The sequence below is a fragment of the Streptomyces sp. NPDC020845 genome (assembly GCF_044334165.1).
Classification (GTDB): domain Bacteria; phylum Actinomycetota; class Actinomycetes; order Streptomycetales; family Streptomycetaceae; genus Streptomyces.
Window position 1 is genome coordinate 430304 of record NZ_JBIRSJ010000009.1, and the last position, 17797, is coordinate 448100.

Annotated in this window: 14 protein-coding genes; 6 read left to right on the plus strand and 8 right to left on the minus strand. The window is 71.1% G+C overall.

The annotated features are described in order from the left end of the window. Positions 1 to 11: 11 nt before the first annotated feature. A complete protein-coding gene (locus tag ACH4U7_RS25545) occupies positions 12 to 1553 on the minus strand; it encodes an ATP-binding protein (protein ID WP_398530151.1) in 1542 nt (513 codons plus the stop codon). Further along, entirely contained in the window at positions 1550 to 2245 is a 696-nt protein-coding gene (locus ACH4U7_RS25550) for a response regulator transcription factor (RefSeq protein ID WP_043490525.1), read from the minus strand. Before ACH4U7_RS25550 ends, ACH4U7_RS25545 begins: the two co-directional genes overlap by 4 nt. Before the next feature lie 355 nt (positions 2246 to 2600). Here ACH4U7_RS25550 and ACH4U7_RS25555 point away from each other — a divergent pair, with 355 nt between their 5' ends. Beyond that, a complete protein-coding gene (locus tag ACH4U7_RS25555; RefSeq protein ID WP_398530152.1) occupies positions 2601 to 4820 on the plus strand; it encodes an MMPL family transporter in 2220 nt (739 codons plus the stop codon). Positions 4821 to 4936: 116 nt separating this feature from the next. After that, entirely contained in the window at positions 4937 to 6676 is a 1740-nt protein-coding gene (locus ACH4U7_RS25560; protein ID WP_398530153.1) for a serine/threonine-protein kinase, read from the plus strand. 55 nt (positions 6677 to 6731) lie between these two features. Here the strand turns inward: ACH4U7_RS25560 and ACH4U7_RS25565 are convergent, their stop codons facing one another. The 6 genes from ACH4U7_RS25565 to ACH4U7_RS25590 form a co-directional block, all read right to left on the minus strand. After that, positions 6732 to 8090 (minus strand): VanZ family protein, encoded by a 1359-nt coding sequence (locus ACH4U7_RS25565; RefSeq protein ID WP_398530154.1) that lies wholly within the window; start codon positions 8088 to 8090, stop codon positions 6732 to 6734. 166 nt (positions 8091 to 8256) lie between these two features. Further along, positions 8257 to 9030 (minus strand): succinate dehydrogenase iron-sulfur subunit, encoded by a 774-nt coding sequence (locus ACH4U7_RS25570; RefSeq protein ID WP_398530155.1) that lies wholly within the window; start codon positions 9028 to 9030, stop codon positions 8257 to 8259. Continuing rightward, on the minus strand, positions 9030 to 10784 hold the full coding sequence (sdhA, locus tag ACH4U7_RS25575; protein ID WP_398530156.1) for a succinate dehydrogenase flavoprotein subunit: 1755 nt from the start codon (positions 10782 to 10784) through the stop codon (positions 9030 to 9032). The genes ACH4U7_RS25570 and sdhA overlap by 1 nt, the downstream gene beginning before the upstream one ends. Before the next feature lie 24 nt (positions 10785 to 10808). Beyond that, positions 10809 to 11279, minus strand: a complete 471-nt coding sequence (locus tag ACH4U7_RS25580) for a succinate dehydrogenase hydrophobic membrane anchor subunit (RefSeq protein ID WP_385623586.1) — start codon at positions 11277 to 11279, stop codon at positions 10809 to 10811. Positions 11280 to 11285: 6 nt separating this feature from the next. Then, complete coding sequence (gene sdhC / locus ACH4U7_RS25585; RefSeq protein ID WP_398530244.1) at positions 11286 to 11669, minus strand: succinate dehydrogenase, cytochrome b556 subunit; 384 nt, start codon at positions 11667 to 11669, stop codon at positions 11286 to 11288. Between the two features lie 156 nt (positions 11670 to 11825). Next, a complete protein-coding gene (locus ACH4U7_RS25590) occupies positions 11826 to 12353 on the minus strand; it encodes a 2-oxo-4-hydroxy-4-carboxy-5-ureidoimidazoline decarboxylase (RefSeq protein WP_398530157.1) in 528 nt (175 codons plus the stop codon). A gap of 208 nt (positions 12354 to 12561) precedes the next feature. Between ACH4U7_RS25590 and ACH4U7_RS25595 the strand changes: the two genes are divergently transcribed. The 4 genes from ACH4U7_RS25595 (at position 12562) to ACH4U7_RS25610 (ending at position 17743) form a co-directional block, all read left to right on the plus strand. Next, positions 12562 to 14277: a family 20 glycosylhydrolase gene (locus ACH4U7_RS25595; protein ID WP_398530245.1), complete on the plus strand. Its 1716-nt coding sequence runs from the start codon at positions 12562 to 12564 to the stop codon at positions 14275 to 14277. Between the two features lie 376 nt (positions 14278 to 14653). Continuing rightward, a complete protein-coding gene (locus ACH4U7_RS25600; protein WP_398530158.1) occupies positions 14654 to 15652 on the plus strand; it encodes a DUF4328 domain-containing protein in 999 nt (332 codons plus the stop codon). A 55-nt stretch (positions 15653 to 15707) separates the two neighbouring features. Further along, complete coding sequence (locus ACH4U7_RS25605; RefSeq protein WP_398530159.1) at positions 15708 to 16373, plus strand: RNA polymerase sigma factor; 666 nt, start codon at positions 15708 to 15710, stop codon at positions 16371 to 16373. Continuing rightward, positions 16373 to 17743 (plus strand): hypothetical protein, encoded by a 1371-nt coding sequence (locus ACH4U7_RS25610; protein ID WP_398530160.1) that lies wholly within the window; start codon positions 16373 to 16375, stop codon positions 17741 to 17743. Before ACH4U7_RS25605 ends, ACH4U7_RS25610 begins: the two co-directional genes overlap by 1 nt. Positions 17744 to 17797: the final 54 nt, after the last annotated feature.

A 17797-nucleotide genomic window follows, 5' to 3' on the forward strand; every position in this document is an offset into this window, starting at 1 on the left:
GACAACCCACATCAGGGCCCCGGCCGGGCCGCCGGCTGTCCGGCCGTGGTCGTCGTCTCAAGGTCGGCCGCGCCCCGCGCCCGATGGTGGCCGTCCGCCCGCGCCGACGGCAGGGCCACCACGACCGTCAGCCCCACGCCCGGGGCGGTGGTGACCCGTACCGTGCCGCCGTGCGCGTCGACCGCCGCCCGTACGACCGCCATACCAAGACCGCTGCCCTCCGCGCCGCCCGTACGGAAGAAGCGGTCGAAGATGCGCTCCGCGTCCTGCTGACCCATGCCCGGCCCCTCGTCGGCGACCCGCAGCACCCCGTATCCGCCCTCCTCGGCCACGCTCACCCGCACCCGCGCGTCGGCGGGCGTGTGGATGCGGACGTTGGCCAGCAGATTGCTGACGATCTGGTGGAGGGTCGGCTCGTCGGCGAGGACCGGGCAGTCCGCGGGCAGGCGCAGCTCGACGGGGCGGCCGGGCTGCTGGGCGCTGAGGTCGGCGGCGGCGCCACGCGCCACGCCCGCCAGGTCCACGGGCGCGGGGCGCAGCCGGGGCCGCTGGTCGAGGCGGGCCAGGGCGAGGAGTTCGTCGATGAGCCGGGCCATCCGTTCGGCCTCGGCGTTCATCCGGGCCATCGCGCGCGCCCGTTCCGCCTCGTCCTTGAACATGCCCTTCTCGTCCAGCTGCAGATAGCCGCGGATCGCGGCGAGCGGCGTCCGCAGCTCGTGCGAGGCGTCGGCGATGAACCGGCGCAGCTGTCCGGCGGCGTGCTCGCGTGTGACGAAGGCGGTCTCCAGCTGCTGGAGCATGGCGTTGAGCGCGGTGCGCAGCTGTTCGACCTCGCCGCCGCTGTGCCGGTGGCCGCGGGAGGCGACCCGGCGGGAGAGGTCGAGCCCCTGGGGGCAGCCCTCGGCGATGGCGGAGGCGGTCTCGACCATGTCCTCCAAGGGGCGCAGCCGCCGCCGCGTGCCGAAGAAGGTGGCCGCGCCCAGGCAGGCGACCAGGGCGGCGCCGATGGTGAGCACCATCCGTACGACCTTGTGCATGGTCTGGGTGACGGCCGTGGTGGAGTTGGCCATCAGGACCAGCAGCCCGTCGGGGCCGCCCAGGCGCAGGGCGGTCACCCGGTAGCCGGTGCCGTGCGCGGTCACGTCGATGGGCTCGTCGCGGCGGGCAAGTGCGGCGGCGTCGGGGACGGCGTCGGCGAGGGCGCGCTGGGCGGCGTCCGGCGCCACCCTGCCGAAGGGCGCGGCCTTGCCGTCGCGGCCGACGACGGTGAACAGGGTCCGGTTGGAGTGGTTCTGGGCGGCGAACTGGCCGCTCAGGTCGGCGATCGCGGCGATGGCCGCTATCTGGTCGCTGTTCAGCCCGGTCCGCTGGAGCCCGTTGCGGGAGGCGATGAGATCGCTGTCGATGTTGGCGACCATGTAGTGCCGGATGCCCATGGTGCTGACCCACAGGGCGGCGGCGATGCCGAGCGTCAGCATGGCGATGATGCTGAGCGTCAGCTTGGCCCGTAGCGTCGCGCGCTGATGCCGCTCCTCCTTCTTCCGCCACTTCACACCGGCTCCACGGGCCGCAGACCGTAGCCGACGCCCCGCCGGGTGCGGATCAGCGGCGGCCCCAACGGGTCGAGTTTGCGCCGCAGATAGCTGATGTACGTCTCGACGACCGTGGATTCGACGGGCTGCTCGTACCGCCATACGTCCCGCAGCAGCTGCTCCTTGGGCACGATCCGGTCCGCGTGCCGCACCAGATGGCGCAGCAGCGCGAACTCGGTCGGGGTCAGATCCGCGCTGCGCCCGCCGCGCCGCACCGTGTACGTGGCCTCGTCGAGCTCCATGTCACCGTGGCGCAGCACCGGGGGCCGGGGCGGCGGCGGGGCGTCCGGGTCCGGGCCCGGCGGGCGGGTGCGGCGCAGCACGGCCCGGATCCTGGCGACCACCTCGTCGACGTTGAACGGCTTGGTGATGTAGTCGTCGCCGCCGAGGGCCAGGCCGCGCACGATATCGGCGGGGGCGTCGCGCGCGGTGAGGAAGACGACCGCCAGATCGGCGCGTTCGGCGCGCAGCACCCGGCACACATGGCGCCCGTCGCCGTCGGGCAGGGCGATGTCGAGCAGGACGGCGTCCGGGCGCGCCTCGCGGGCGAGTTCCACGGCGGCCCGCGCGCTGCCCGCGCACACCACCGAGAAGCCGTGGAAGCGCAGGGTGATGGCGAGCACGTCCGCGATGCTCGGCTCGTCCTCGACGATCAGGACGGTGGCGCTGCCAGGACTGCCAGGACTGCCAGGACTGACGGGACCGCCAGGACCGCCAGGACTGACGGGACTGCCAGGACTGCCGGGACTGACGGGACTGCCAGGACCGCCAGGACTGCCAGAACCGCCAGGGCTGACGGGATTGCCAGGACTGCCGGGGTTGCCGTTGGGGTCTGCGGCACTCATCTCCCCAGTATCGGTCGCAAAATTGCGCGATCCCATGGGGAAGCCTGGGAGCTTCTTGTGAGTCCGGGGTCGGTTGCCCTGCCGCCCCGCCCCCGCGGCCGAGCCTTGGTGCGTACCTCGGGGACGTACGTCGGAACATCACGAGAAACAGGGGGCGGAACGCATGGCGGCATGGGCACGGTGGTGCCTCAGACACCGGCTGGTGGTGCTTCTGCTGTGGGTGGGGGCGCTGTTCGGCACGGCCGTCGCGAGCGGGGTCGCGGGCAGCGCGTACGCGAACGTCTTCGGCTTCCCGGGGACCGAGTCCTCGCGGGCCATGGAGCGCATGGAGAAGGCGTTCCCGCAGCGCGCGGGGGACACCGACAGCGTGGTGTGGGAGGTGGACCAGGGCAAGTCGGTCAAGGATCCGGCCGTACGGGAGCGGATGTCGGCGGCGCTCACCGACATCGGGAAGCTGCCCGAGGTGGGCACGGTGGTCAGCCCGTACGAGCCCGAGGGCGCGCGGCAGATCAGCGAGAACGGGCGGATCGCCTACGCCGAGGTGACCTTCACCAAGCAGGCGTTCGAGCTGCGGAAGGAGAACATCCAGAAGGTCGTCGACCGGGCCGAGGAGGCGCGCACCGCGGGGCTGCGGGTGGAGCTCGGCGGCCAGGCCATCGAGCAGACGCAGGAGCCCCCGGCCGGGCTTTCGGAGGCGGTGGGCATCGTCGCGGCGGCCGTCGTGCTCTTCCTCGCCTTCGGGTCGCTGTTCGCGATGCTGCTGCCGCTGCTCAACGCCATCTTCGCGGTGGGCACCGGCCTGTCCGCGCTGATCCTGCTCAGCCATGTCGTCGACCTGCCCGATGTGGCGCCGCTGATGGGCAGCCTGATCGGGCTCGGCGTCGGCATCGACTACGCGCTGTTCATCGTCACCCGGCACCGCAAGGGCCTTCGGGCGGGCCTGGATCCGGCCGAGTCCGCGACGCGGGCGCTGGACACCTCGGGCCGCGCGGTGCTGTTCGCGGGCGGCACGGTGTGTATCGCGCTGCTGGCGATGTTCTCGCTGGACCTGAGCTTCCTCAACGGCATCGCGATCGCCGCGACGCTCACCACCCTGCTCAGCGTGGCGGCCGCGGTCACCCTGCTGCCCGCGATGTTCGGTTTCCTCGGGCACCGGGTGCTCAGCCGCAAGGAGCGGCGCGCCCTGGCGGAGGAGGGGCCGCGGGAGGGCGAGAAGCCCGGCGGGCGGGCGGTGCGCTGGGCCTCGTTCGTGGAGCGCCGGCCCAAGGCGCTGGCCGCGGTCGCGCTCGTCGTGATGGCGGTGCTCGCGATCCCCACGCTCTCGCTCCGGCTGGGCACCAACGACCAGGGCAACCAGCCCGAGTCGCAGACCACCCGCAAGGCGTACGACCTGCTGGCCGAGGGGTTCGGGCCCGGCTTCAACGGGCCGCTGCTGATGGTCGCGGACGTCTCCGGCGGAGCGGTCGAACAGCGGGCGCTGGACGGTCTGGTGCGCCGGGTGAACGGCACCGAGGGCGTGGTGCGGGCCGTACGGCTGCCCGCCCCGCCCGGAACGGCCAAGGACACGGCGGTGGTGCAGGTGGTGCCGACCACCTCGCCGCAGTCGGAGAAGACCGACCGGCTGATCGACACGTTGCGCGACGACATCGTGCCCGCGGCCGAGCGGGGCACCGCGCTCGAGGTCGACATCGGCGGTGCCACGGCCATCCAGAAGGACTTCGCGTCGGTCATCGGCGAACGGCTGCCGCCGTTCATCGCCCTGATCGTCGGTCTTGGCGCGCTGCTGCTGCTCGTGGCGTTCCGCAGCGTGGTGGTGCCGCTGACAGCCGCGGTGATGAACCTGATCGCGGCGGCCGCGTCCTTCGGTGTGCTGGTGGCGATCTTCCAGTGGGGCTGGGGCATGGACCTGCTGGGCCTGGGCAAGGAGGGGCCGATCATCTCCTTCCTGCCGGTGATCATGCTGCCGCTGCTGTTCGGCCTGTCCATGGACTACCAGGTCTTCCTGGTCAGCCGGATGCACGAGGAGTGGGTGCACACCAAGGACAACGCGCGGGCGGTACGGGCCGGGCTCGCCGACACCAGCCGGGTCATCAACTGTGCGGCGCTCATCATGATCTGCGTCTTCTCCTCGTTCATCCTCAGCGGCGACCGGGGCGGCGTCATGGCCGGGCTCGGGCTCGCGGGCTCCGTGGCGCTGGACGCGTTCATCCTGCGCATGGTGCTCGTACCGGCCCTGATGCAGCTGATCGGCCGGGCCAACTGGTGGCTGCCGCGCGCGATCGACAAGCGGCTGCCGCATCTGGCGGTCGACCCGCCGGACCGCCCGTACCCGGGGGTCGCGCCGGAGCCCGAGGGAGAACGGGAGCTGGTGTCGGAGCGCTGAGTTCATGCGCGGGCGGGGGCGCTTCCGGGAACCGGGAGCGCCCCGAGCCGTAAGGTGATGGTGGTCGACGTCCGCCGATCCGTCGGCCAAGCGGCGCCGCCCACAGGGGAGTTGGGATGACGGGCTACGACAGAAGCGGAGAAGGGCTTGCGCCGGGAGGCTGGGTCGGGCTCTATCGCATCCTGTCGGTGCTCGCCGACGGGGGCATGGGGCGGGTGTATCTGGCCCGTTCATTACCCGGAGGCCGGTTGGTCGCGCTCAGGACGATCCGTACAGAGGGGCCGATCAGCGACGCCGCCCGGCAGCGGTTCGCGCATGAGGTGACGCTCGCCAGGCGGGTCGCGGGCATCTACACCGCCAACGTGGTGGACGCCGACCCCGCGGCCGAGGTGCCGTGGATGGCCACCGAGTACATCGCGGCACCTTCCCTGGCCCATCTGGTCGAGACCTGCGGGCCGCTGCCCGTCCCCGCGGTGCGGTGGGTGGCCGCCGGGGTCGCCGAGGCGCTGGTGAACGTGCACGCGGCGGGGCTTGTGCACCGGGACGTCAAGCCCTCCAATGTGCTGCTGCCCGAGGGCGGCCCGCGCGTGATCGACTTCGGTGTCCCGCACGCCGTCGATCCGACCCGGACCACGGTCACGCCGGGGACGGTCGCCTTCACCTCGCCCGAACAGGCCCGGGGTGAGGAGAGCGGCGCGGCGTCCGATGTCTTCTCCCTCGGGGCGACGATGTTCTACCTCGCGGTCGGCCGTCCCCCGTACGCCGAGACCGGCGAGGTTCCCCAACTGCTGGGGCGGGCCGCCCAAGGGCGGTTCGACCTGACCGGCCTGCCCGCTGAGCTCGACGGCCTCGTACGCCGCTGTCTGGCGGCCGACCCGGCCGGCCGGCCGTCGCCGCGGGAACTGTTCGAGGCCCTGGCCGCCGAGCTCGCCGCGTCGGCCTCGGCCAAGACCTCGGACGACCCGGCATGGCTGCCGCCGAGTTGGTTGCGGGCCATCGCCGCCTTCCGGGAGCGCGGCCTGGAGGGCGGCCCGCTGGACGGCACGCCGGGCGGTTCCTGGGGCCTGGTGCAGCCCGGCGAAACAGCGTGGCCGGTGGAGGCCGACGTCCTTCAGGACGTACGGACCGCGCCGGTGCGGAAGACCGCAGTGGCGGTCGCGGTCGCCGCGATCGTCGTGGGCCTCGGTGTCGTGGCGGTGGTGCTGATGTTCGGCGGCGTGATGTCCGACGACGGGGACGAGCCGAAGGCGCGGGCGGGCGGCAGCACATCGCCGTCGCAGAGCACGTCGCCGTCGCCGTCGCAGAGCATGTCGCAGAGCATGTCGCCGTCGCTGTCTCCGGGCTCGGCGAGTTCCACGCGTACGGCGGACACGGCCGGTGAGCCCGCGCTGCTGACCGGCGAGTGCACCGATGTCTTCCATGACGGCAGCGCGTGGTATCCGGCCGACAAGGCCCCGGGGCCGGTCGACTGCGCGGCCGACGACGCCTACTACAAGGTGGTCGACCGCGCGGAAGAGCGCGAGGGGCTGGACTGTCCGGAGACCTGGCAGATCGAGTGGAAGCCGGCCGAAGCGGAACGGCCGGCGCTGTGCATGGAGCGCGTCTACCGGGTGGGGCAGTGTTTCCCGCTGCGCACGGACTCGTCGAGCGACGAGATCGTCGAGGCGCGGGTCGGCGCCCGGACGCCGTGCGGGTGGCAGATCCCCTTCACCGGCCGCGACTGGGTGAAGACGCGGATCTTCAAGGTGCTCGAAGGCCAGGACAAGGTCTACGAGGACGCCTGCGGCGATGACCTCGGGACGTACACGGTGATCGTCAGGCCCCGTGAACTCGCCCTCTGCGCCCGGGAGGCATGAACCGGGCCTGACGACCTGACGACCTGGCGACCGCTGAGGCCCCCGGGCGCCGGGCTCACACGCTGGTGAGCGTCTTCTCTCGCGGGGCGGTTGTCCTCACGGCGACGGGGCCGGTCCCGACGGGGCCGGGGACGGCGACGGGGCCGGGGACGGCGACAGGGGCAGGGACGGCGACGGCGACCGGGACGGCGACGGGGACCGGGACGGCCGCCGCGCCGCGGGGGTGCCGGGCGCGGGTGTGCGGCAGGGCCTCGTTGCGGAGCCCCGAAAGGGTCTCGTGCGGGCCGAGCCCATCGGGGTGCCGCAGCGTCCTCAGCCCGTACGCCACCAGCAGCGCGACGCCCAGCACCGCGACGAGTGCCTGCTCCGGCGAGGACGCCACGAGGTACACCGCGTCCTCACCGTTCGCCTGCAGGGCGGTGGCAGTGTTGACGAAGCCGGACAGCGACGGCTCGAAGAGCAGCACCGCCGTCGCGAGGGAGAGCCCCGCCAGCAACGGCAGCGCGGCCACGCCGAGCACCAGCGCCCGTACGGCCAGCCGCCAGAGGGGGAGCGCCCCGCCGTCCGAGGGCACCACCCGCAGCAGCAACAGCCGCTTGCCGGGTGTCGCCCCGGTCAGATACGGCAGGACGACGAACCACCCGGCGAAGGCCGCGACGGGCACCCACAGCACGAGGCCCCCCGCGCCGAGCCCCGCGCTCACCACGACGGCGAGAAGCGTCGCCGCCGCATACCCGACCAGGTCGACCACCAGCGCCGTCAGCCGCCGCCCGAACGGCACCGGATGGCGCGCCAGCGCCCGCCCGTCCAGCGTCTCCAGCGTGGGCAGCCGCCGCGCCACGGGCCCGGCCAGGACCCAGCCGAGCATCGCGCCCGAGGTGTTGACGATCAGATCGTCCACGTCGAAGAGCCGGTACGGGCATGCGTACAGGCCCCACACCCCGCTCCACTGCGTCAGCTCGAAGAACAGCGAGGCGCCGAAGCCGAGGGCCGCGGTGGCCCGCAGCCCTTGCCGGAAGTGATAGCGCAGGAAGACCCCGAGCGGCAGGAGCAGCAGCAGGTTGAAGAGGGTTCCGGCGACGGCGGGGTTCTGTAGGACCAGCGCGTTGACGCCGACCTCGCCGTGCGCCTCCTTCCAGATGTCGCCGAAGGTGTTGCCGGGGATCAGCTGCGGGTCGGCGACCGCGGCGAATCTGCTGCACATGTCCGCGGACCGCCTGGGCAGCGGGACGACCGTCATGCAGAACGCGCTCAGCGCGTAGTACAGGAACCCGTACAGCGACAGGGTCCGCCCCCGCGACATGACGCCGTGCCTGCGGTACAGCGCGACGGCCGTCGGCAGGAACAGGGCCAGCGCGAGGAGGGGGAACAGCGCCGCGGCGGTCTTGATCGGCAGCAGATACGCATCGGTCATGCGGAGCACTATACACACCACGTATACACCGCGTGTATAGACCCAAAGACGCACGCAGGGAGCCCTGTTGGCATACGACGAGGGCCCCGCTTCCCGGGCGGGAAGCGGGGCCCTCGTCAGATGACCGCAGGCGCTACGAGGAGCGGTGCCTGCGGCAGTGAGGAACTCAGAAGCGCCGCGTGATCAGCGCGCGCTTCACCTCCTGGATGGCCTTGGTGACCTCGATGCCACGCGGGCAGGCCTCCGTGCAGTTGAAGGTGGTGCGGCAGCGCCAGACGCCGTCCTTGTCGTTCAGGATCTCCAGGCGCTGCTCACCGCCCTCGTCGCGCGAGTCGAAGATGAAGCGGTGCGCGTTGACGATCGCCGCCGGGCCGAAGTACTGGCCGTCGTTCCAGAACACCGGGCACGAGGAGGTGCACGCGGCGCACAGGATGCACTTGGTGGTGTCGTCGAAGCGCTCGCGGTCCTCGGCGGACTGCAGGCGCTCGCGTGTCGGCTCGTTGCCCGTGGTGATCAGGAAGGGCATCACATCGCGGTACGCCTGGAAGAACGGCTCCATGTCCACGACCAGGTCCTTGAGGACCGTGAGGCCCTTGATGGCCTCGATCGTGATGGGCTTGTCCGGGTTGATGTCCTTGATCAGCGTCTTGCAGGCGAGCCGGTTGCGGCCGTTGATCCGCATGGCGTCGGAGCCGCAGATGCCATGGGCGCAGGAGCGGCGGAAGGTCAGGGTGCCGTCCAGATCCCACTTGATCTTGTGAAGCCCGTCGAGGACGCGCTCCTTGGGGTCGATGTCGATCTGGAAGTCCTCCCAGAACGCATCGGCCGAGACCTCCGGGTTGAACCGGCGGATCCGGAAGGTGACCGTGACCAGGTGCGAAGCGGTGGCCGCGGCCGCCTCCGGAGCCTCGGCGGGCTTGTCAAGCGTCGGGGTGCTCATCAGTACTTACGCTCCATCGGCTGGTAGCGGGTCTGCACGACCGGCTTGTAGTCGAGGCGGATGGACTCGGAGCCGCCTGCGCCCACCTCGCGGTACGCCATGGTGTGGCGCATGAAGTTGACGTCGTCGCGGTTCGGGTAGTCCTCGCGGTAGTGGCCGCCGCGCGACTCCTTGCGGGCCAGCGCGGAGACGGCCATGACCTCGGCCAGGTCGAGCAGGTTGCCCAGCTCGATCGCCTCGAGAAGGTCGGTGTTGAACCGCTTGCCCTTGTCCTGGACGCTGATGTTCTTGTAGCGCTCGCGCAGGTGGCCGATCTCCTCGACGGCCTCCTTCAGCGTCTGCTCGGTGCGGAAGACCATGACGTTCTTGTCCATGGTCTCCTGGAGCGCCTTGCGGACCTCGGCGACCCGCTCGCTGCCGGTGGCGTTCCGCAACCCCTCGACCTGGCCCTGGACGAAGGTGGCCGGGTCGTCGGGGAGCTCGACGAAGTCGTTCTCAGCGGCGTACTCCGCGGCGGCGATGCCGGCCCGGCGGCCGAAGACGTTGATGTCGAGGAGCGAGTTGGTGCCCAGGCGGTTGGCGCCGTGCACGGAGACACAGGCGACCTCGCCCGCCGCGTACAGGCCCGGCACGACGGTGTCGTTGTCGGACAGCACCTCACCCAGGACGTTGGTCGGGATGCCGCCCATCGTGTAGTGCGCGGTCGGCTGGATCGGGATCGGGTCCGTGTAGGGCTCGATGCCCAGGTACGTCCGGGCGAACTCGGTGATGTCGGGCAGCTTGGCGTCCAGCTGCTCCGGCGGCAGGTGGGTCAGGTCCAGGTAGACGTGGTCGCCCTCGGGACCGCAGCCGCGGCCCTCCCGGATCTCGGTGTAGATGGAGCGCGAGACCACGTCGCGGGAGGCGAGGTCCTTCATGACCGGCGCGTACTTCTCCATGAAGCGCTCGCCGTCCTTGTTGCGCAGGATGCCGCCCTCACCGCGGGCGCCCTCGGTGAGCAGAATGCCCATGCGCCAGATGCCGGTCGGGTGGAACTGGAAGAACTCCATGTCCTCCAGCGGCAGCCCGCGCCGGTAGGCGACCGCCTGGCCGTCACCGGTCAGGGTGTGGGCGTTGGAGGTCACCTTGAAGAACTTGCCGCAGCCGCCCGAGGCGAAGACGACGGCCTTCGCCTGGAAGACATGGAGCTCACCGGTCGCCAGCTCGTACGCCACCACACCCGCGGTGCGCTTGACGCCGTCGACCTCGGTCAGCAGCAGATCCAGGACGTAGAACTCGTTGAAGAACTCCACGCCCTCCTTGACGCAGTTCTGGTACAGCGTCTGGAGGATCATGTGGCCGGTGCGGTCCGAGGCGTAGCAGGACCGGCGGACCGGGGCCTCGCCGTGGTTACGGCTGTGGCCGCCGAAGCGGCGCTGGTCGATGGTGCCGTTCGGGGTCCGGTTGAACGGCAGGCCCATCTTCTCCAGGTCGAGGACCGAGTCGATGGCCTCCTTCGCCAGGATCTCGGCGGCGTCCTGGTCGACCAGGTAGTCGCCACCCTTGATCGTGTCGAAGGTGTGCCACTCCCAGTTGTCCTCCTCGACGTTCGCGAGGGCGGCGGCCATGCCGCCCTGGGCGGCGCCGGTGTGGGAGCGGGTCGGGTAGAGCTTGGTGAGCACCGCGGTGCGGCTGCGCTTCGTCGACTCGATGGCCGCGCGCATCCCGGCGCCGCCGGCGCCGACGATGACGGTGTCGTACTTGTGGATCTTCATGAGTGGATACCTCAGCCCCGGGGCCTAGCGGATGTTCGGGTCGAAGGTGAAGATCACCAGAGTGCCGAGCACAATGGTGAATCCTGCCGCCGTGTAGAGCAGCCCCTTCAGCCACAGGCGGGTGTTGTCCCGCTCCGCGTAGTCGTTGATGACCGTACGCAGGCCGTTCGCGCCGTGCAGCGTGGCGAGCCAGAGCATGATCAGATCCCATGCCTGCCAGAACGGCGAGGCCCAGCGGCCGGCCACGAAGGCAAAGCCGATCTTGGAGACGCCGCCGTCGAGGACCAGCTGGATCAGCAGGTGGCCCAGGACGAGCACGACCAGCAGGACGCCGGACAGCCGCATGAACAGCCATCCGTACATCTCGAAATTGGTGCGGGTCGCCTTCGGCGTCTTACGGGTACGGGCGCGCGGCGGCTCGATGAGCGGCGCGGGGTGGTCCACGTCGTACATGTGGACACTGTCGTTCACGGGGGTGGTGGTCTCGGCGGACATCGTGCGTCAGCCCTTCCCGAACAGATCGCGCAGGGTGTGCTGCAGGATCGGGTAGAAGGCACCCGCCATCAGCACGACCCAGATACCGACGACGCTCCACAGCATCTGCTTCTGGTACTTCGGGCCCTTCGACCAGAAGTCCACGGCGATGACGCGCAGGCCGTTGAGGGCGTGGAACAGGATGGCGGCCACCAGGCCGTACTCCATCACGTTCACGATCGGATTCTTGTACGTCGCCACGACGTCGTCGTAGGCCTCGGGCGACACGCGAACGAGCGAGGTGTCCAGCACGTGGACGAACAGGAAGAAAAAGATGAGGACGCCGGTGACTCGATGAGCCACCCAGGACCACATGCCTTCCCGGCCGCGATACAGCGTTCCAGCCGGCACGGAAAACCCTCCGGAAACGGGGATTGGGGCCTGCCGGCTTCTGTCGGTCGGGCCCGGCCGGGTACGGTCCACCGGCCCTGGCCATCGTAGCGACGTGTTGTCGGTTCGCTCGCCCGGGGGGCTTCAGTGTGATCGATCAGGCACGCACGGCCTATATCAGGCGGGGTGGAACCGTTTGATTCCGGACATCCGAGATTGGCCCGCGATCAGCCGCGCGAGTCGGCCGCGCGCGATACGCCGCAGCTCCTCGGCCGCCTTGACCCGCTCGGCGTCCTTCTCGTTGTCCAGTCGCGTATGTATTTCGGCCAGCACCCGATTGCGCATTTCGTCGGGGTGAAGGTCATCCAGGCAGATCACGAAGACATGTCCGAAGCGGCGCTCGTACTCCGCATGGGCGGCCCGCAGCGCGGTATGCGCGGCCAGCGCCCCCGGCCCGTCCATGGGGCTGCCGGCCGGCAGCTGTCCCACCACCGCCTCGTCGGCCAGGGCCTCGTCGAGGTCAGCGGGGGTGAGGTCATAGCTGGCCTCGTCGCCGGCCGCGAGCAGCGCGTCGAGATCTGGATAGGGGCGGTGCGCCACGAGCAGCCGGGCCCAGCGGCGGCTTCCACAGCAGGCGAGCAGTACGTCCTCGGCGGCGCCGGCGGAGGCGGCGTTGAGGCGGGCGAGGCGGGCGGTGGACAGCATGGGCTCCTTGGACACGTGTGTTCGAAGGGGCGATGCAAGAGGTGCGTAGAGGGAGATAACGGGCGTCAGGGGTTGAAGTGGTGCGATCGGCAGTTCAAGGTAGCGATATGTGTCAGTCGCTGTCTGGAGGATGTGCGAAATTCACCCGGAAGGGGAGGTTTCGCGGCATGCGATGGACGCCACAGGGCCGGAACGGGAGGTCAGCACCATGGGACTGCCGTATATAAGGCGGCCAGGGCGACAGACGGCCGACCGTGCGAGCGCCACCCGCCGGGCGGGCACCCCCGTCGTCACGGCCGTCGCCATCACGGTCGTCACGGCCGTCGCCCTGGCCACCGGCTGCCAGCAGCAGAGCGGCGAAGGCGGGCACCCGGCCACCACCAGCCACCGCCCGACCAGCACCGCAAGCCCCACCCCGACCAGCCGACCCCCGGCCACCCGGAGCCCCCGCCCCACCACCACCTCGCCCCGGCCACCGGCCAGCCCGACAGCACTCCCCGCCGCGCCCCGCACCATCCCGTCCGTCCGGCACTTCGCCCCTGCGGCCGGCCCCGGCTGGCGGCCCGGCGCGGGCAGCCGCGTCGTCACCAATACGCGTGGCCCGCTCGCCGACGAGGCCGCGCTGATCGCCCGTGAGCTGGGCCTTCGCGTCAGCTCGGGCCCCGCACGCCGTGGCGACCTGGAGCTCGCCCTGAACCCCAAGCAGAGCGGCGGCCGCGAGGCGTACATCCTCACCGTGCGCGGCGGCCTGGCGCGGATCACCGGCTCCGCCGACGCCGGGGTGTTCTACGGCACCCGTACCGTCAAGCAGGCGCTGCGCTCCGGGGGCCGGGTGCCGCAGGGCGTCATCCGCGACGCCCCGGACCGCTCACAGCGCGGCCTCAACCTCGACATCGCGCGTAAGTACTACTCGCCCGCGTGGATCGAGGCCCGGCTGCGCGAGATGGCCGATCTCAAGCTCAACCAGCTCGGTCTGCACTTCTCCGACGACCAGGCCTTCCGTATCCAGAGCTCCACGCATCCGGAGATCGTCGCCCCGCAGCACCTCACCAAGCAGGAGGTGCGCCGGATCGTCAGCCTCGCCCAGAGCCTGCACATCACCGTCGTCCCCGAGATCGACTCGCCCGGCCACCTCGGCGCGGTCATCCTCGCGCACCCCGCGCTCCAGCTGCGCACCGCGAGCGGGTCCGCGTTCCGCGGCGCCGTGGACATCTCGAACCCGGCCGCCGCACGCATCGTGGACGATCTGATGCGCGAATTCGCGCCACTCTTCCCCGGTCCGTACTGGCATCTGGGCGGTGACGAGTACGGCGCGCTGATGTCGCGGAACCCCGAGGCCACCTATCCGGCCCTGGCCACGGCCGCCCGGCTGGCCTACGGGCCGCGGGGGCGCATCCAGGACCTGGCCACCGCATGGCTCAACGCCCGCGCCGCGGTCGCGCGCCAGCTGGGCAAGCAGCCCAAGGCATGGAACGACGGCTTCTTCTCCGGCGGCGTCGTCACCCCCGACCGTTCCATTCAGGTCGAGTACTGGACGGGCCGCGAGGCCGGGGCCAGACCACCGGCGGAGTATCTGCGCGAGGGGCGCACGGTGGTGAACCTCAACGACGAATACCTCTATTACGTGCTGGGGCAGCCGAACAACTTCCGCTACCCGACCGGCGAACGTATATACGAAGAGTGGTCCCCGGCGGTGCTGCGCGGCACCACGCCCGTCCCCGACCCGTCGCTGACCGGACCCGCCCGGGTGCCGGGCGCACGCTTCGCGGTGTGGAGCGACATCGCCGGCGCGCAGACGCAGGCACAGGTGGCCAATGGCATCAGGCTGCCGCTCGCGGCGCTGGCCCAACGGCTGTGGGATCCCGGGAAACCGTCCCTGAGCTGGAAGAATTTCGTCGCGCTCTACGACCGGCTGACGACGTGAGCTCCGCGGCCCGCTGAACGGGCCCTCGCTCGGACCTCAGATACGGGCCCTCGCCCAAAGGAAGGACGGTCGGGGCCGCCACCCCCCACAGGAGAGGCCCCGACCGTCGTCCGGTGCGGGCCCGCGAAGGACCCGTACTCCCTACAGCGTCGCACGCCCCGAATCCGTCACACCTCCCCTGGACGAGATCGAGACCGGACCGAGGCACCCGGGCCGAGTCCGACGCCCGGTACGGCTCTGGACGTGACCGGTCGAATCCCCGTAACGTGCAGGTCCGCGCTGTGGGCGCGGTGTTGTTTATTCCTTGCGTGGCCCAAAAGGGGCCACGTTTTCAGGGGGACTCCAAAAAATGTATCCGTGCGGGAACTGCCGCGCCGTGGCCGTCGGCCCCGACGGGCGCTGCGCAGCATGCGGGACCTACCAGCAACAGCTCGATCAGCAGCCACCCCAGCAGCCTCAGCCGTATGCCCCGCCCCAGCAGGGGCCCATACCGGCCGCGCCGCCGCTCGCTTACCCGGCCGCCCCGGGCATGGGGATGCCGACCGGAGGTGTGGATCTGCGGCGCGGGCTGTCGACCACGCTGGTGGTGCTCTTCGGCGTGGCGATCCCCTCCCTCATCCTTCTTCTCGTGGCGCGTGGTGACCAGTACGGCGTCATCGGGGACATGCTCGACGGCTCGTTTGTGTCCGTGAAGGACCTCAACGACGCCGACGACTTCTATACGGGCGCGGCGGCCATCTACTTCTGCCTCATGGTCGCGATCGTCGTCGTATGGGCCATATGGTTCCGCCGGCTGCGGCTGAACGCCGAGGTGTTCGCCCCCGGGCAGCACCGGTTCAGCAGCGGCTGGGCCGCGGGCTCCTGGTTCACCCCGGTCGTCAACCTCTGGTTCCCCAAGCAGATCGCCAACGACATCTGGCGGGCCAGTTCCCCCCAGGGGCCGCACAATGTGCGCCGCGGACTGCTCAACGGATGGTGGGTGACCTGGATCGTCGGCTTTGTCGCCAACGCCGTCGGCACGATCCGCTACAACACGCTGCGGAACAAGGTCGAGAGCGACAGCTACCAGCCGAGCCTTTCGGAGGCCAGGAGCGACCTCGACGACCTGCACGGCATTCTCGCGCTCGATATGTTCGCGGTCCTCGTCTTCATCGCCGCGGCCATCCTGGCGCTGCTGCTCGTCCGCCAGATCACCGCGATGCAGGAGCAGCGCGCCTCGCTTCCGCCGCAGGTCGGCGGGGTCACCCCGCCCTATGGCACGCCGCCGGCCGCTCCGTACGGCACGCCTGCCCCGCCCTACGGCACGCCTCCCACACCCCCCTACGGCCCGCCCGGTCCGGCGAACCAGCAGTACCCGCCCTATGGCCACGGCTAGCCTCGGCTACGGCATCGTTGGACCTCCGTTTCTCCGAGTGGGGCAGGTAGAGGGCGTGCAGGGGGACGACGCGGAACTGACCGCCGCGGTGCGCGCGGCGCAGGGCGGAGACGAGACCGCTTTCCGGACCGTGTACCGGGCGGTCCACCCTCGCCTCCTCGGGTACGTACGGACGCTGGTCGGCGACGGCGACGCGGAGGACATCACCTCCGAGGCGTGGCTGCAGATAGCCCGCGACCTGGCCAGGTTCAGCGGTGACGCCGACCGCTTCCGCGGCTGGGCCGCGCGGATAGCCCGGAACCGGGCGCTCGACCACATACGGATGCGTGGGCGGCGCCCGGCGATCGGCGGCGACGAGACCGAACTGGAGGGCCGGGCGTCCGACGCGGACACCGCGGACCAGGCGCTGGAGGCGCTGGGCACCGGCCGAGCCCTCGGGCTCGTCGCCCAGCTGCCGCACGACCAGGCCGAGGCGGTGGTGTTGCGGGTGGTCCTCGGGCTCGACGCCAAGAGCGCGGCCGCGGTGCTCGGCAAACGCCCCGGCGCGGTGCGCACCGCCGCCCACCGGGGCCTGCGGCGTCTGGCCGACCTGCTCGACGCGGGGAACGGGGCCGAACAAGGGGTGCTGGACGGGATCCCGCTGCAGCGGGAGTCACGCAGAGGGACCGCGAGGTCCGCTGGTGTGACGGATTCCGGCGCTCCGACGCAGAAGGACATGTGATGGCCGACGACCACCGCTACAGCTGGCTGGATGACGATGCGGCGGAGCGGTTGCTTCGTGGTGAGCCGGCCTGGGTGCAACCCAGCGACCTCGAAGCCGGGCAGAACGGCGGACAGACCGCCGGACAGAACACCGGACAGAACACCGGACAGAACGGCTGGTCGAGCCAGTCGCGGAGCGAAGCGGAGCGGTTGGCCGCCGTGCTCGACGCCGTGGCCGAGATGTCCCGCCCGATAGCGGCGGACGGCACCGCCGACGGGAAGCCCCTGCCGGGCGAGGAGGCCGCGCTGGCCGCGTTCCGCGCGGTACGGGCCGAGCAGGCGGAGCAGGCGGCGCGGACTGGGAAGGCAGGCCAGGCCAGCCGGGCGGCACTGCGCAGCGTACGGTTCGGCGCCGACGGCGGCTCGAGACCCCGCGGGACGTTCCGGATGGCGGGCCCGTCGAACGGTCAGGCGCGGCTGCGCAGACCGCTGCATATGGGACTGGTCGCCGCGCTGGCCGGCTGCGCGCTCAGCGGATTCGCGGTCGCGACGGCGGCGGGCGTGCTGCCTTTCGGACCGCAGGACAGCGCGCCGGGCCCCTCGGTGAGCATGCCGGCCGACACCAGCGGGGAGTCGGCCGAGCCCAACATCTCCCCGGACGGCACGACGCCCGGAACCGGAGGATCGCCCGACAACGATGCCAGCGGCGGGGCCGGGTACGGCTCCGGCGGCTCGCCGACGTCATCCGGCCAGGGCCATGAGACTGAGGGTGGCACGGACGGCAAGGGCGAGGGGAACAACGGCAAGGATGACCCCTCGGCGCCGGACTCGAACGCGGGCGGCTGGGCGCTCAACATCTGCCGCGACTATCTGGCGGCGGAGAGCGGCGATGCCGAGGCAGTCAACGCCAAGGACCTGCGCCAGCTGGAGAGGGCGGCGGGCAGCGTGACCGGGATCCACGGCTACTGCGTCGCGGTCGTCAACAACGGGGGCACCAGCGAGGGAACCCCGCGCAGCGGCGACAGCAGCGGCGACAACAACGGCGACAGCGGCGGCGACAGCGGCGGGAACGGCGACAGCGGCCAGGGCGGCGACTCCGGCAGCGGCGACAACGACAACGGTGGTGGGGGCGACCAGGGAAAAGGGGACGGGGGCACGGGCACTGACAACGTCCCAGCGCCCCCTCCTCCGCCTCCGCCACCACCCCCTTCCGACCCTTCCGACCCTTCCGACCCGTCTGATCCTTCCGACCCGGTGACCGCCGACCCGACCTCGGCCGTCGACGACGCGACCGAGAGCGCTGACGACGTCGCCGGTGACAGCACCGGTGACGGCGCTGGTGACACCGCCGGCGGTGTGGCGGACGACGTCACTGGCTCGGCCCACTGAGGGTCCGGAAACAGGGTGTGACGTTTTTTTCGGCGGTGACGCTGTAAGAAACGG